At 36.3% G+C, this 16,124-nt stretch carries 14 protein-coding genes and 3 pseudogenes; 13 read left to right on the forward strand and 4 right to left on the reverse strand.

Going from position 1 to position 16,124, the window contains the following annotated elements; genetic code table 11:
• The first annotated feature begins 37 nt into the window (after positions 1–37).
• Both RZN25_02010 and RZN25_02015 read left to right on the forward strand, forming a co-directional pair.
• Entirely contained in the window at positions 38–562 is a 525-nt protein-coding gene (locus RZN25_02010; GenBank protein MEQ6375610.1) for a hypothetical protein, read from the forward strand.
• A gap of 134 nt (positions 563–696) precedes the next feature.
• Positions 697–954: pseudogene (locus RZN25_02015) on the forward strand (2-oxo acid dehydrogenase subunit E2).
• 496 nt (positions 955–1,450) lie between these two features.
• Here the strand turns inward: RZN25_02015 and RZN25_02020 are convergent.
• Positions 1,451–1,801, reverse strand: a complete 351-nt coding sequence (locus RZN25_02020) for a helix-turn-helix domain-containing protein (GenBank protein ID MEQ6375611.1) — start codon at positions 1,799–1,801, stop codon at positions 1,451–1,453.
• A gap of 134 nt (positions 1,802–1,935) precedes the next feature.
• Here RZN25_02020 and RZN25_02025 point away from each other — a divergent pair, with 134 nt between their 5' ends.
• Complete coding sequence (locus RZN25_02025; GenBank protein MEQ6375612.1) at positions 1,936–2,994, forward strand: LLM class flavin-dependent oxidoreductase; 1,059 nt, start codon at positions 1,936–1,938, stop codon at positions 2,992–2,994.
• 265 nt (positions 2,995–3,259) lie between these two features.
• On the opposite strand, the pseudogene RZN25_02030 reads toward RZN25_02025, so the two are convergent.
• Positions 3,260–3,445: pseudogene (locus RZN25_02030) on the reverse strand (hypothetical protein).
• Positions 3,446–3,457: 12 nt separating this feature from the next.
• Positions 3,458–3,739, reverse strand: coding sequence for a hypothetical protein (locus tag RZN25_02035; GenBank protein ID MEQ6375613.1), 282 nt, complete (start codon positions 3,737–3,739; stop codon positions 3,458–3,460).
• A gap of 361 nt (positions 3,740–4,100) precedes the next feature.
• On the opposite strand from RZN25_02035, the gene RZN25_02040 reads away from it, so the two are divergent.
• The 8 genes and pseudogenes from RZN25_02040 (at position 4,101) to RZN25_02075 (ending at position 12,931) form a co-directional block, all read left to right on the forward strand.
• Positions 4,101–4,667, forward strand: a complete 567-nt coding sequence (locus RZN25_02040) for an NADPH-dependent FMN reductase (GenBank protein ID MEQ6375614.1) — start codon at positions 4,101–4,103, stop codon at positions 4,665–4,667.
• A gap of 441 nt (positions 4,668–5,108) precedes the next feature.
• Positions 5,109–5,270: pseudogene (locus tag RZN25_02045) on the forward strand (methyltransferase domain-containing protein).
• 209 nt (positions 5,271–5,479) lie between these two features.
• Positions 5,480–6,295, forward strand: a complete 816-nt coding sequence (locus RZN25_02050; GenBank protein MEQ6375615.1) for an alpha/beta hydrolase — start codon at positions 5,480–5,482, stop codon at positions 6,293–6,295.
• A 166-nt stretch (positions 6,296–6,461) separates the two neighbouring features.
• Positions 6,462–6,992 carry a phosphatase PAP2 family protein gene (locus RZN25_02055; GenBank protein MEQ6375616.1) on the forward strand — a complete coding sequence of 177 codons (531 nt, stop codon included), beginning with the start codon at positions 6,462–6,464 and terminating at the stop codon, positions 6,990–6,992.
• A gap of 13 nt (positions 6,993–7,005) precedes the next feature.
• Entirely contained in the window at positions 7,006–8,151 is a 1,146-nt protein-coding gene (locus RZN25_02060) for a glycosyltransferase family 1 protein (GenBank protein ID MEQ6375617.1), read from the forward strand.
• Between the two features lie 405 nt (positions 8,152–8,556).
• The gene (locus RZN25_02065) at positions 8,557–9,732 is read left to right on the forward strand and encodes a glycosyltransferase (GenBank protein ID MEQ6375618.1); all 1,176 of its coding nucleotides are present in this window, start codon (positions 8,557–8,559) and stop codon (positions 9,730–9,732) included.
• Positions 9,707–10,897 (forward strand): MFS transporter, encoded by a 1,191-nt coding sequence (locus RZN25_02070; protein ID MEQ6375619.1) that lies wholly within the window; start codon positions 9,707–9,709, stop codon positions 10,895–10,897. The genes RZN25_02065 and RZN25_02070 overlap by 26 nt, the downstream gene beginning before the upstream one ends.
• A 54-nt stretch (positions 10,898–10,951) precedes the next feature.
• Positions 10,952–12,931: a phospholipase D-like domain-containing protein gene (locus RZN25_02075; GenBank protein ID MEQ6375620.1), complete on the forward strand. Its 1,980-nt coding sequence runs from the start codon at positions 10,952–10,954 to the stop codon at positions 12,929–12,931.
• A 265-nt stretch (positions 12,932–13,196) separates the two neighbouring features.
• Here the strand turns inward: RZN25_02075 and RZN25_02080 are convergent, their stop codons facing one another.
• Positions 13,197–14,258: a sulfite oxidase gene (locus RZN25_02080; protein MEQ6375621.1), complete on the reverse strand. Its 1,062-nt coding sequence runs from the start codon at positions 14,256–14,258 to the stop codon at positions 13,197–13,199.
• A 486-nt stretch (positions 14,259–14,744) separates the two neighbouring features.
• On the opposite strand from RZN25_02080, the gene RZN25_02085 reads away from it, so the two are divergent.
• Together RZN25_02085 and RZN25_02090 are read left to right on the forward strand one after the other, a co-directional pair.
• Positions 14,745–15,329: a hypothetical protein gene (locus tag RZN25_02085; protein MEQ6375622.1), complete on the forward strand. Its 585-nt coding sequence runs from the start codon at positions 14,745–14,747 to the stop codon at positions 15,327–15,329.
• Between the two features lie 105 nt (positions 15,330–15,434).
• Positions 15,435–16,124, forward strand: coding sequence for a response regulator transcription factor (locus RZN25_02090; GenBank protein MEQ6375623.1), 690 nt, complete (start codon positions 15,435–15,437; stop codon positions 16,122–16,124).

A 16,124-nucleotide genomic window follows, 5' to 3' on the forward strand; every position in this document is an offset into this window, starting at 1 on the left:
CCCAAGGGTACATATAGGAGTGCGTAGGGATGCCTACATGGATAGGAAAGAACAAGATGGCATCAGCTTAATTGATAAAGTTATTGACGATGATAATCTTTGGGATGCTTTCAAGAAGGTAACAGCAAACAAAGGTGTTTCAGGTGTAGATGGTATAAAAGTAAACGATTTAGAATCTCATATGAGAAAATATTATCAAGCACTCAAACGAAAGTTAAAGGATGGAACATATAAGCCTCAACCGGTTAAACGAGTTCCGATCCCTAAACCTGACGGCTCGAAAAGATATTTAGGAATACCATGTATCTTAGACAGAGTACTTCATCAAGCTATTTTTCAAGTAGTCGACCCTAAGCTTCGGTCATACGGACTAGACCATGACAACGCAATGATGCTCGCCAACTCTAGGAAAGGGAATTGGCGCATATCCTGTAGTGAAATTCTCCATCAAACAATAACTAAAAAGAGACTCACAAAGTGGGGACTAAATGATTTTCGATTCTTTATTAAAAGCGACACTAGTCTCAAACCGTCCCCCCGAACCCCCCAATATTTGCTATAATGGACCTAGCACGCAAATAGGGGAGGGACTATTTAGTTGAAGGAGTTTGTTGAATTGAAAGATATGTGGGAGCAGTTCGTTCTTTATGATCGCATGGATGCTCGTGTCGATCGGTTCATTCAACAATCCTGGTTACGGTCGAAAGCTCTAACATTGGTTCAGCTGGTGGCCAATGGTTCACGCCAATCATCAACCCACCTGAGACTGCGATATTGGGTGTTGGTAAAATTACGAAGAAGCCAATTATAAAAGAGGATGCGTTTGCCGTTGGGAACATGCTTACCCTATCGCTAAGCTATGACCACCGCGTCATTGATGGTATTCTAGCTCAGAATGCAATCAATTATTTGAAGGAATTACTGCAAGAAGCCAATAACTTTCATACCTTTTAAACAAAAAATCGATTGAAGTACTGGTTGTCTGACCCACAGTATATATATAGTCTAAAAAAGATTTCGCTAAGATAAGATTAATATTTTATCGGGTCTAATATGATTTTTTGAAAGGGATGAACATGATTTACAAAAAATCAGAAAAAATAATAGAATCTAAGAAACCGTTCTAGATTTAGGCGGCGTCTTATAAAGAAGCAGAAGTTTTATCAAAACTTCTGCTTTTCTTACAAGATAAAACTTTAAATTTGTCTAGCTCCATCGAAAAAGCATCATCGAGTAATCTTCGAAGTTTTTGCCCCAAGTAAGCGCACGAAGGGAAGCTACTTAGAGCTACTTCGCAGAAACAAGTGCTTTTCTTGTTTTGAGGGGCAGCCTATCGACTAGAGTCGGTTCCCTCCTCTCCTTCGATAAGTCAACATCGATGAAGGAATTCAAACGCTTACCTATTGCTAACGGGTTATCGGAAGAGTAAAGCTACCAAAATGGTAGCTTTCTAGTATTTATTACTTTGCTGCAATTTCTCCATTTTATGCAAAGTATGCTTTGTACCCCATTCATGCATTGCTTCTAGTATTGGTTCCAAGCTCCTTCCGTATTCTGTAATCGAATATTCCACCTTGGGAGGAACTTGGGGGTATACAACACGCTGAATAATATCCTCATCTTCTAATTCACGTAATTGGTTAGTCAACATCTTTTGGGTAATTCCGGGCATACTTCGCTTTAATTCACTGAATCTTTGAGTACCGTTCTTTAGTAAATTCAATAAAATAATTGGTTTCCATTTCCCAACTAATATGCCTAAAGCATCTTCTACTCGACACAATTCTGGTTCTATATTCATCCCAATTTCTCCTTTAGTATCTTTTTGTATACTATACCACTTTTAAGTGCGTACTTATTAAAAAGATATTTATAAGTCATAATAACATTGTCAGTTGAAAATAAACAACTTTATATAAAGGTAGGTTGAATAAGATGGAAAATTATCGAATCGACAAAAGTAAAGGTCTAGAATTCGGTCTTTATACATTAGGTGACCACATGCCAAACCCTAATACTAGTGAACGTATTTCAGCTAAGCAACGGATTAATGAAATTATTGAATTAGCTAAGTTAGCTGAACAAGCAGGTATCGATTTTTATGGTGTTGGGGAAAGTCATCAACAGTATTTTACTACTCAGGCACATACTGTTGTTTTATCAGCTATTGCCCAAGCAACAGAAAAAATAAAAATAGGTAGTTCTTCGACGATTATCAGTACATTAGACCCTGTTCGTTTGTATGAGGATTTTGCGACTATCGACTTGATTTCGGATGGTCGTGCTGAGATTGTTGCTGGTCGTGCTTCTCGTATAGGGCTCTTTGAGTTATTAGGATATAATATACGTGATTATGAAGCATTATTTGAGGAAAAATTTGAACTATTGCTAAAGCTCAATGAAGAAGAATTAGTTAATTGGAGCGGGCAATTTAGAGAGCCGTTAAGGAATGCTGAAATCTTACCCCGACCAAAAACTGGTTCACTTCCAATTTGGCGTGCGGTGGGCGGTAATCCCGCAAGTGCGATAAAGGCTGGTTATGCAGGCGTTCCGATGACACTTGCTACATTAGGAGGTCCTGCAAGTGTTTTCAAAAGATCGATTGATGCTTATAGAGAGGTTTTAAAGAGTAATGGTTTTGATCCAGATAGTTTACCTGTTGCAACAACAGGACTATTTTATGTGGCAGAAACAACGCAGGAGGCACTTAAGGAATATTATCCTTATATTAATCAAGGAGTAATCTTAGCCAACGGTCAAGGGTTTTCGAAGCAATTGTGGGCACAAGGGGCTGATGTTCGCAATGTCATAAACGTAGGAAGTCCACAGCAAATTATTGAAAAAATTCTTTATCAATATGAGTTGTTTGGGCATCAGCGTTATCTCGCACAAATCGATTTGGGTGGTGTACCATTCGACAAATTAGCCAAGAACATTGAACTTATTGGTACAGAAATTTTACCAGCAATCAGAAAGTATACCGCAAAAAAATAGTAGGATATAAGTCTGAAATAAACCACTGATGTTTTAATTAAATAAGCCATCACAGGATGACTCTTTTGATAAATTATGGAATAAAGAGCAAACTCTAAGTTATTGATTCCGTAATTCGAAAACCTTGGGACTTGGCCAATGCGATTGCTTGTTCAATCGTGATTTCACGGCTTACTGGAAGAACATCGGCTTTCTTATATAGATCTGGATTATAAGGTTCTTCTTTCTTTAAAATGTGGTAAATTAACTGTTAACAACATTCGTGCTATAGTGATAATTGCACGTTTGTGACCACGACGTTTTTGATTCTTAAATAGCGGTTTCGGATTTCGGGATGCTTATCGCTTTTGACTACAGCCGTATCACACTGTACCAAAAGGGGCTTGATATATATCCCTGCTCTTGAAACCCTTGCTGACTTTTTCTTGCTGGCACTTTCGTTATTCGTAGGTGTTAGTCCTGCTCAGGAACATAAATGTTTAGCAGTCGGAAACACGTCCATATCGGCACCTATATCTGAAACCACAGCAATGGCTGAAAAGGTGTTTTCAAAAGATGGAACAGTTAAGATCAAGTTAATTTCTTCTGTGTAGGGCTCGGCAAGAGAAAGGATAAGCTTTTCAAGATCTGCTTTACGTTTTTGAAGATTGTCATAATGTTCTTTAATCACAGCTAACTTCCCTGCTTGTTCAGGTGTAATAAAACCATCAATGGCAAGTTTTAACTCTGGAATCTTGTCCTTCATCGAACCGTGAATAAGTGGTTCGATATTAAAATCTGTATCTGTTGGATCTTCTAGGAGCTACTCAATAATATTCATGGAACTCTTTCCAAAGGTATCTGACACCGTATTGCCCAGCAGTAAACGAGTAATGTTTATACAAAGGTAAGTCTGCGTGCTCGAAGTCACACTTATTTGTGCTTGAAAAGGCAATCTACACATATAAATTGCGGTCACTCCGCTTTCGGAATAGGCCCACTCACCTCACGTGGTTTGTAGTTAACTGAACATCCCTATAAGTCTAGAATAATAAAAAAGTCGCTCAGCACAAGTTTATTTCATACCATTTTGTGCCTTGAGCGAAGCGAAAGGAATGGGTATAAATATGAAAATTGTTGGAATATCTGGTTCAATTGTCGGTTCTAAAACAAGAACAGCAATGAATTATCTTTCTAAAGAAATATCAGAGAAGTATCCAGAAGCCGAATATACAATCATTGATTTAGCGGAATATAATGTTCGGTTTAGTGATGGGCGAAATTACTTGGATTATGAAGGAGATACCGCATTTGTAACAAAACAGATTATGGAAGCAGATGCTATTGTGATTGGAACCCCTATTTTTCAGGCTTCTATTCCTGGTACATTAAAGAACATTTTCGATTTATTACCTGTAAATGCATTTCGTGATAAAGTAGTAAGCGTTCTTGTAACAGCAGGTTCATCTAAGCATTATTTGGTGGTAGAACAACAACTAAAACCGATTATGGCGTATATGAAAGCACAAATTGTTCAGACATACGTATTTATCGAGGAAAAAGATTTTCAACAAAAAGAAATTATTAATGATGATGTGATATTCCGCATCAATCGTTTGGTGGAAGATACAGTAGTATTGACCGAAACATATACCAGCATTCGTAAAGCTAAAGAAGCGGAATACGATTTTTAAATGAAATTCGAAAGACAAATAGGCAAGTTTTAATAAGGGAAAGAGGTTGCAAGGGCAACCTCTTTCTATTAATCAATACAGTATAATAAACTTGAAATAATGAATGTGAAGTAATTCACTTAAAGCAACGGTGTACGCGACAAGCTCTGTTATAAACGCTTTCTAGCGTGAAAATACAGGAAGTTTACTAGAAAAGCTTCAACTATACAACGGAGGATTGGAACGATGGAACCAAGTTTCCTGAAACAATCCCATCAAGACTCCTAATGCGTAGTGATTGACAGATTACGGGGTTCGAAGCAAGAGTAGATTCGGCAGAAGGAAGGCTAGAGCCATTTCGTTAGAAAAGGTACGCTAACTGATATGCCGCATGGCTGAAAAACTAGATAAGGTGAGAATGTTCCAAATAGAAGTGAACTGACCAACTTCCGTATGTACTGGTTATTATATGATCAAGCTTTAGAATATACAGAACTGACAGGAAAAGAAACTGTTATCGACGTCTGTTGTGGGATTGGTACGATTTCCTTATTCTTGGCTCAACAAGCAAAAAAAGTTTATGGAATTGAAATTGTACCTGAAGCCGTCGATGACGCAAAGCGAGCAGTGTAAGGAATATACGAATTTAGGACTTCACCAACAAGGAGTAAAAATTTAATGTTTTATTTTCATAGCAGTAGTACCCCCCACAGGTTGAAGTTTCACTTTATCATCTTGAAGGTCAGGCACCCATTAATAAACGTAGAACTATAATACATGTAATAGAAGAAATGCGCACAAAATATCTCTAAAAGATGATGGAGATGTGAATGATGGTGTTGAATCAACAGTATATAGATGTTTGTAATGTAAAAATTTATTGTGAATATTCAATAAATGAAAAACCCCCTCTTTTTTTAATTCATGGCTTAGCTTCTTCAGTTTATACCTTTAATCTTCTTATCCCTTTATTAAAGGAACGATTTACTATAATTGCGATTGACTTACCCGGATTTGGTAGGAGTGAAAAATCATCTTCCTTTGTGTATTCCTTTAAAAATTTTGCCAAGATTGTTTTAGGTTGTATTGACTATTTTCGTTTAAAAGATGTGAGTATTGTTGGACATTCGATGGGTGGTCAAATTGCATTAAATGCGGCGAAAATGAGTCCTGAAAAAATAAAGAATTTAGTATTACTATCTAGTTCTGGATATTTAAAGAGAGCAAACACAATATTAAGGTGGTGCACGTACCTTCCTTTTTTTAATTATTTCGTAAAACGAAAGGTGAAAAGTAAAGACGTTAGGGAGTATCTACAAAATGTTTTTTATAAACAATCTTTCATTACGGAAAATTATATTGAGGAATATGGAAAACCCTTAAAGGAAGATGGTTTTTATGTTTCTCTTACAAGATTGTTAAGACACCGAGAAGGAGACTTATCAAGGGAAGAATTAAAAACTATTTCTCTCCCTACACTATTGCTTTGGGGAGAAGAAGACCAAGTCACACCAGTGAAAATTGGTTATCAATTAGTGAAAGACTTGCCAAATGCAAAGCTTGTCACATTTGAAAAGACGGGTCATTTAATTACAGAAGAGCGTTCAAATGAGGTGTATAAACAAATTTTAGCCCACGCCTTGAAGTGAAGTAATATGTGAAGCGCAATGTTTTTAAATAAAGCATTGCGATTTTTGCGTTTTTAGAAAAGAGTAAATTTACAATTTTCAAAAAAAAATTTACATGATCTTGATATATCTTTAATATTTGCCATTTAAGATGAAAGTAAATCATAAAAAGGAGGTGGCCTATACGTTGAAAGGAGTAAAAGGATTATATCATTATGATTGCTTTGTATTTTTATACTTGAACCAATACTTTGACTATCGTTTCATTAAGTGGTATTTCTCCAAGATCACCCACCTAGGAGGAGCTGTAGTAACCATTACAGGGTCCTTGCTTCTTATATTGTTGGGAGACACCACACTTCGAATATGTGGGTTAGCATCTGCTCTTGCACTTACGGTAAGTCATATACCCGTGCATATTCTAAAAAAGATCTACCCAAGACATAGACCCTATATCGTAGTTCTTAACACCAAAGTTATCGAGAAGCCTCTAAAAGACTATTCCTTTCCTTCTGGTCATACAACAGCTATTTTTTCAGTCATTATTCCTCTTATCATGTACACGAATTTTGATATTTTATTATTTATTTTAGCATTTTCTGTAGGTCTTTCCCGAATTGTATTAGGGCTTCATTATCCAAGTGATGTTTTAGTTGGCTCCATTTTAGGAATGTTAACCGGTATTATTTCTGTTTTTATCGTTAACTTTTTCATCTGAAGGGGGAATTCAAATGAGGATTGCTATTTTTACAGATACTTATAAACCACAAGTAAATGGTGTTTCGATGACGCTACAACGGTTTGCAAATTATCTAGAGAGAAGAAATTTCGAATACCAATTGTTTGTTCCAGAGGCAAAAGAGGATGATTTGTATAGTAGTCAAATTCATCGTTTTACGAGTATGCCATTTTTATTTTATCCTGAATGTCGTTTTACTTTCCCAAATTTTTATCAAATTAAAAAGGAATTAAAACAATTCAACCCAGATTTAATTCATATTGCTACTCCTTTTAATATAGGTCTTAGCGGACTTTATTATGGATCGAAGTTAAAAATTCCTATTGTGGGTTCCTACCATACACATTTCAATCGCTATTTAGACTATTACAATTTGCAATTAATGTCCAATGTGATTTGGAAATACATGCGATGGTTTCACCAACCTTTTTTAAAAACGTTTGTCCCTTCCCACGAAACAAAAAGAGAATTACTTCAACATGGGTTTAACAATATAGGTATATGGAGTAGAGGAGTGGACTGTGAGAAGTTTAAGCCGGATTATACGACAGAGGCATTACGTGAAAAACACGGTATAAAAGAAAAATTTATTCTTACGTATGTCGGTAGGTTAGCCCCTGAGAAAGATTTGGATATTTTAATGAAGGTTGCTCATCAACTAACACCTGAGATTAAGAAACATATTCATTGGCTCATTGTTGGAGATGGACCGATGAAAGAAAAATTGGAATTAGAAGCTACAGACAATATGACCTTTACAGGGTATTTGAAGGGTAAAGAATTAGCACAAACATATGCTGGATCCACCTTATTCGTCTTTCCTTCAACAACCGAAACATTTGGAAATGTGGTATTAGAATCATTAGCGAGTGGTACACCGGCTATATGTGCTAAATCAGGAGGAGTCCAAGAGATCGTAACAGATCAAAAGACGGGTTTACTCTGCAGGCCAAGAAATATAGAAGACTTTAGAATAGCAATTTCCAAATTAATAGAAAATGAAGCTCTAGTTCAGCAAATGAGTTATGAAGCCCGAAATTTTGCGTTAAGCAGGTCCTGGGATGATATTTTTGATGATTTGGTCGCTCAGTATGAAGAAGTATTGTTAGATGATCAACAAATTATCTCTTATGCCTAAATTAGCTCAATTAAAAGGGAATTCAGTGGGAATCGCACTTTTTTATGCGCGCGACTATAGTAGATGAAATCCGGAATTATTTTATTCAAATTTATCCCGAATGAACAGGCAGCCAACCGTGAAGCAAGCTTCACCAATAAGGATGAAAAATTTAATGTTTTATTTTCATGGCAGTAATACCCCCACCTCAAGTCTTAACTGAAATGAAAAGAGTAGGTGGGGATAAACTGCCTAAATGTCCGATTGATTCAAGTGCCTTTAGGTCATAATCTAGGGTGCTGACAATCAGCGGGGACGACCACTAATTGAAGTTCAACTTTATGAGGAATAGCATCTTTTGAATTCACAAACTAGCACTCCTTTAGTTATTTATACTTATTACAATTTATTAAGAGGTGAGTCTTGATGTTATCAAGCCCAAAGGTACTAATACTTACTGGGAGTTATGGAAATGGGCACTTGCAAGTCACTAGAACACTTTCAGAAACTTTTAAAAGGAAAGGCATTAATAATATTGTTGTATCTGATTTATTTTTAGAAGCTCATCCAACTCTCACCAGTATTACAAAGTCTTTTTATATAATGAGCTATACGTACGGTCAAAGACTTTACGGATTATTTTATTATGGTGGAAACAAACAAAGTATCCTTTCCAAAACGGCATTCATTCATAAATTAGGTATGCAAAAGCTAGAAGAGATTGTAGAAAATGAAAAACCGGATATAATTGTTAATACATTTCCAATGCTCGTTGTGCCAGAATTTCGGAAAAAGAAAGGTGTAACCATCCCGATATTCAATATATTGACTGATTTTTGTGCGCATAAAAACTGGATTCATGAAGAAATTGATCGATATTATGTAGCAACTGAAGAATTAAAACAGGATATAATGAACAGTAATGTGCCACTATCAAATATCAGGGTTACAGGCATCCCCATTCAACCCCAATTTGAAGAGGATCTAGAAAAACAGGAGATTCTTCATAAATATGATCTGAAAAAAGATAGTGAAGTTATTCTAATTATCGCTGGAGCTTTTGGTGTACTAAAAGATATGGAAGAGATTGTTGCTAAACTTTCAAAAGAACATCGGTATCAGGTTGTGGTGGTGTGTGGTAAAAATGAAAAATTAAGAAAAAAATTAACAAATCGATTTTTGAACACTCCAAGAATAAAAATTTTGGGCTACTCCAATCATTTATATGAATTAATGAGTGTGGCTTCTATAATGGTGACAAAACCAGGCGGTATCACGTTGAGTGAAGCATTAGCTATAAAAACTCCTTTAGTTTTATATCGGTCAGTACCGGGACAGGAGCTTGAAAATGCATGTTATTTTGAAAGAAAAGGTGCCGCTTTCCTTGTGAATGATCCAACTGCTTTGATTGAAAAGATTACTCAAATAACGAGAGACTCACATTTACAAAATGAAATGAAACTAAATATGAAAAAAATTCATAATCCTAACGCAGCAAGTGTTATTTGTACTGATATCCTCCAATTTTTAGAAAAAAATCCAGGTGACCATTTGTTAGAAGGAGGGTCTCTGGAATATGATTCTATTAGTGAGTGGGGATAGAGAGAAAAGTTTAGTTTTTTTAATTATTTCACTGGCATTTATTGAATTTATTCGTGGTGCACTTATTATAAGTTATTTGCCAACATTAGCTGCAACAGATGTAAGGATTCCCGTCACAATTGTTGGTCTGGCTATCACTTTTCACTTTATTAGCGATGCAACAACCAACTTGTTTATTGGTTATATTATGAAACGTGTTGGGACATCTCTCGTTGTACATATGAGTTTTTTAATATCTATTATTGCTATAACTATGGTAGTTTTTATGAAAGGATATTGGTTCATCATCCTAGGTTCTCTCCTTTTAGGAATCGGTATATGTCCAATATGGTTAGTGGTGTTGGCTAAAGTTAAAGAAAACGATCGCGGGAAGAAGATGGGGATTGTATATTTTGGATGGCTCCTAGGATTAGGTTCTGGAGTCATTTTCATGAATTACATCCTTCAATATAACTATGGTTTAACTTATTGGTTAATGCCATTTATCATCTTAATAGCTTGGTTATTCTATATTTTCAGTAACCATGGAAATAATGTTAAGCACAGGAATACAATAAAACGCCAATATTTCGTTACTTTAAAATTATTGAAAAATAGCAAGATAGTTTTTCCAGGGATTATAATGCAAAGCGTCGCCATGGGAATGCTTATTCCGATTTTACCTTCATTCATGTTAAAAGAGTTGGACTTAACACAATCACAATATTCTTTGTTAATGTTAATTGGTGGGGGAATAGCTATTTTGGCTATTGTTCCTATGGGAAAAGTAGTTGATAAAACCAATAAAAAACTCTCTTTTATTATTGGTTTGAGTATACTAGGTGTATTGCTCCATTTACTAACCCTCAAGCCGGATTTTTTCTATGTAATAGTAGCTGTAGCATTGATTGGATTATTTTATGCACTTCTCTTGCCATCATGGAATTCCTTTTTGGCTGAGCATATTCCAACTACAATAAAAGAAGGTGGTTGGGGCGTTTTTTCATCCGTTCAGGGAATAGGAGTTATGGTTGGACCAGCCTTAGGAAGTTTGTTTGCATTCCAAGACAAATCATCCACCACCTTAACGGCAAGTGCTATATTATTAATACTTAGTGCTGCTCTTTATTGCATCTACTTTTTGCATCGGGCTTGGAGCCAGTCCCCCGCATTATTAAAGCGTTAAGTACTGGTGCCTGACCCCATGGTACTAGTATGAAAAATAAGGAGAGGTGTTTTAATGAGAAAAGGCTTAAATCTTTCAATAATCTTTGGTCTTGTTCTAGCTTTTTTTGCACCAGTAATTGACCAAGATAATCAAGTGTATGCCGTTGCTGCTGGTGATGTTGCTATTAATGAAATTGCTTGGATGGGAACAACAAATAGTTATAATGACGAATGGGTGGAACTGTATAACAATTCTAATCAAGCACTTGATCTTACAAATTGGACGTTAAATGCATCAGATGGAACGCCAGCTATTACTTTATCAGGAACTATTTCCGCTGGGGGATATTATTTATTAGAAAGAACTAGTGATGACACCGTTCCAGGTATTACTGCTGATATTATATACACAGGAGCATTAGGGAATTCATCTGAATCTCTTGAACTGCGTGATAGTAGTGGCACATTAATAGATTATGTAGATGCTTGGTATGCTGGAGATAATACATCAAAGGCAACAATGGAGAGAACGGATCCATTTGTTAGTGGAACGACTACATCAAATTGGAATACTTCGACAAATGACTATGGATATGGCTATGGAACACCTATAGCGCATAACTCTAATAGTACTTCTGGTGGGGAAGCTGGTACTGGCTCAGGGTGCACTGATACAACAGAAAGTATAACCAATGTTTCTGAATCACTAGGTGCAATTAACGTTTACTTTAATAAATGTGCGGATACTTCCTATGCAACATCAGGAAATGAAGCAAATTATAATGTTAATTTAGAAACTAAATTAATTGAACGATTAAATCAAGCGACAACCAGCATTGATTTTGCAACATATGAAATTAACTTACCTGGTATCGTTGATACATTAATTTCAAAAGCAGCACAGGGTGTTGATGTTCGTGTAATTGCAGATGCAAAGGATACAACGGACCCCAACTACGCAGACCGTTTTAAAACAATGCGTTTATATGTAGAAAAAATGGTTCGTGGACAAGATGGAACTGTAGGAACTGCAGATGATATTTATGTATTCTCTGATTCTCCACATTTTGCTGTAGAAGATAGTACATCTAGAATAAATTTTGGCTTACCATCTACACCTAATGATTTTCCAAATGTTAAAGTTACAGTTGGAAGCACTAGCGAATCGGGATATCTATTAGTAGATGCAGAAGAAAAAAGTGTGGGGACCTACTACAGTCCAGGAACTCAAATGCATAATAAGTTTGCTGTTATTGATGATCAGTGGGTATTTACTGGAAGCTGGAATTTCACAGTAACTGGATTATATGGCTCTGAAACAAATATGGAACAGGGGATTCTTGGCGGAAACCAGCAGCATGTAGTAGAAATCAACTGGCCAAATCTTGCAGAAAACTTTGAAATAGAATTTAATGAAATGTGGGGAAGTACAGGATTAACCCCTGATAAAGCAAATTCAAACTTTAATACGCGTAAAACTGATAATACAACACATATATTTGATGTGAACGGTACATCAGTAGAGCTTTATTTCTCAACTGGTGATGATGCGGTTGGTAGAATGCGAGAGTTTGTAAAATATGATGCGGATATTAATACGTACTTTTCTATATTTGCTTGGAGTGATCAAGGCTTAGTTGATGAGTTAAAGTATTTATGGGAAGGTTCTTATAATGATTTAGAAGGTACGTTAACTGGCTTTGATGTAAAGGGTGTTTTCGATGAAAGCTTCTGGAACCAATGGTGGTCTGGAAGTGTGGATATGACTGGCCGTACTGCTTCACAAGAGAGCACGAATAATCCAAATACTCGTTGGAATAACCCTGCACCAGTATATCAAGATAATGAAGATCGTAAGCTTCATAGTAAAACAATGTTAGTAGATGCAGATACAACTAGTGATCCAACAGTTATTGTAGGATCAACAAATTGGAGTGACAATGGGAATAACGTAAATGATGAAAACTTGCTATTTATCCATGATCCAGCTATCACAAATCAATTTGTACAGGAGTTTTCTGTTAGGTACGAATTAGCTGGAGGCACTTACTAAAAGAGCTTGTTCAAAAAACCTATTTTTTAAAAAAATAAACATGCACCTTGGTGCCTGACCCCCAGCATGGTAATGGGGTTAGGCACCTTTTTTATATGAACAAGCGCAGGTAGCCGATAACCATACGAAATTCCAAGGTTATGAAGACGGCAACCTGTTCATTAACATGTCACAAGCCAAGATTGTTAGAAAATATATAAAGACTATGGACAGGAAAGGGTCAAATCTAATTGCTAGAGAGCCGGAGGAGAAGCGATTACTTAAATTAGTTAACCTTTACCTTAATATGTGAAACGGCATTATATCCATAGCCTTTTCGATTCCAAAATGGAGTTATAGGTTGCACTCTACCAATTGAATCCCTGGCACGAACGTATATTGTATATTCACCTTTTTGACTTACTTTCCACTCATAAGACCATCTTGACCAAGCATATTTCTGATTTGATAATGGGTGAAGAGAAGCTTTTATCCAGGTTTCACTTTGATCAAAACTTAATTCCACTTCTGAAATTGGTCCAAGTCCTGACCAAGCGATTCCTTGAATTGTGTGTGTACCAGTTTCTAATATAGCTAAATCTAACGGCTGTTGTATGATGGAGTTTACATTTATAGTGGTAACAGGGAATTGACCTACGTCAGAGTCTTTATCAGGATAATAGACATAATCCTCTGTTTGAAAGGGTCCAGTAAAATGATGATCGATTACCTTTATTCGGTTTAGCCATTTTACAGAAGCCATAGCATACCAATTCGGAACAATTAAGCGTAATGGATAACCGTGTTTAAAAGAAATAGGATTATCATTATATTGAAAAGCGATGATTGTGTCAGGGTGTAATGCCTTTTCTAAGGGTAGGCTTCTCTCGAAGTGGAATTTTTCTAGCTTACCTGGTTTGTTACCATAATCGGAACCTTGAAATAGCACTTCAAGCGCATTTGGAGTCAGTCCAACAAGTTCTAGAAGATAAGTTAAGGATACTCCAGTCCATTTCCCTTGGCTAATCGCACCATCTTGCCATTGCTCACCAAAGACTTCAGGGGTGAATTTCGCTCGCTTATTTCCCGAACATTCTAAGGGGATTAACAATGATTTTCTAGGCATGGAAAGAAGCTCGTTTAAATTAAAAAAACGAGGTTGGGAAACTTGCCCTGAAATTTCCACTCCAAAACGCAAAGGGTTTAGAATAGGGTAGGCAAAATGATTCCTTCTATAAAAATAATGAATGGGAGTCTGCCCGTTGTCTAGAAAGTGAATGGGGGATTCTTGGTTTTCTGGATAAAGCTTTTTCGTTGATAAATATGGAATTATCTTATTCTCTCTCATTTTGTCACCTCTTTTATTCCTATGATATTTCATGAGTCACATTCTAGAACAAATAAAAAGAAAAATATTTCCGCATGAACGGGCAGTAATACCCCCCCTCAAAGTCTTAAGTAAATGAAAAGATTAGGTGGGTGATAAACTTCCATGAAAATAGAACATTAAATTTTTCATCCTTGTTGCTGAAGCTTGCTTCATTGGTTGCCCGTAAATGTTCGTACCTACAACTACAAAAGTAAATATGAATACAGATCCAAAAAATAAATACCAGAATTAAAAACCAAACACAAATCAATATTGAACAGCTAGATGGGAAAAGCGAGGAAGAGGTTTACGTACTGGTTCCTGACCCCCAGGATGGTAAAGCTTCACCGTACGGAGAGTCAGGAACCTTTTTTGAATCTTAACATTTTCTTGATATTTTCTCTAAGAGTTCTAAAAAACCCTTGTTTATGATAGGGGTGAGCAAAAAAAAGAGGAGTGATTAAAATGAAATGGAAAATGGTTTTACTAACAGGTGCCTTAGTTAGTGCATTTGGAATTGGCTCAATTTTGGGACCATCTGATATCTCAGCTGATGAAGTCATTAAACCCCAAACACCTAATGAGGCTATTGGAACGCAAACATCTCAATTTGTCCAACAAGGGATGAATGGACATTATGGGCCGAGAATGGGGCAATACTTCCAGGGAACAATGAGTACTACGGCGGCAGATTTGTTAGGACTTACAATGGAGGAGCTTCGACAACTTCGACTTGAGGGAAAATCGGTTCAAGAAATTGCGGACGAACAAGGAGTTCAGTTAGAAGAGCTAATTTCTTTGATGACAGTTACCAAGGAAAAACAATTAAGTGAATTAGTGGAACAAGGTGTCATTACTCAAGAACAAAAGGAATACATGCTAACCAACATGGAAGAAATGATGGAAGCTAATATTAGTAGAACAGATGTTGGATCGAGAAAGGGAGAAGGATACAGAGGAAACTGTTCAGTAGCAAATGGCGATGTTCAACCTAGTCAAGGAATGAGAGGTTTTGGTGGTCAAGGTCGCGCTTTTCAAAACGTTAAATAACCGAAGGCTCTGGATAATACCAGAGCTTTTTTTCTATAAAAATGGGTTCCTCATGGGCTAAGGTATATTATAATTTTCATGTAAACTTATACGAGGTGGTGGAGTATGAACAAGCGTGTATTAGTTGTAGATGATGAACAGCAAATTCGAGAAACAATATCTAATTTCTTAGTTAAAGAAGGATATTCTGTGTTTGAAGCAGAAAATGGGGATGCTGCATTACGCTGTTTGAAAGATCAGAAGCTAGATATAATTCTTCTAGATATCATGATGCCAGAAACAGATGGTTATCAGGTGTTACGTGAAATTCGGGCATATTCTAAGCATTTGCCTGTTATCATGCTTACAGCCAAAACGGATGAGTTAGACAAACTATTAGGATTGGAACTTGGAGCGGATGATTATATAACAAAGCCTTTTAGCATTCGAGAAGTGGTTGCCCGTATGAAAGCTGTGTGGAGAAGGACATCTGCACAAGAGGCAGATGAAAAGGGAGAAATTATTACACGAGGTCCCATAGAAATAGATATGGATACTTATACTGTTACTGTGAACGATGAAAAAGTTAATTTAACACCAACTGAATTTAAAATACTCCATACGTTAGCAGCAAAACCTGGAAGAGTATATTCTCGCTTACAATTAATGAACATCGCTATAGGGGAAGAGTACGTGAACTATGAGCGCTCAATTGATACTCATGTGAGCAATTTAAGAAAGAAATTAAAAGTAAATTCCAATATCCCTGACTATATCCATACTGTGTATGGAATCGGATATCGTTTTGGAGATTAA

Source organism: Bacillaceae bacterium S4-13-56 (genome assembly GCA_040191315.1).
Lineage (GTDB): Bacteria > Bacillota > Bacilli > Bacillales > JAWJLM01 > JAWJLM01.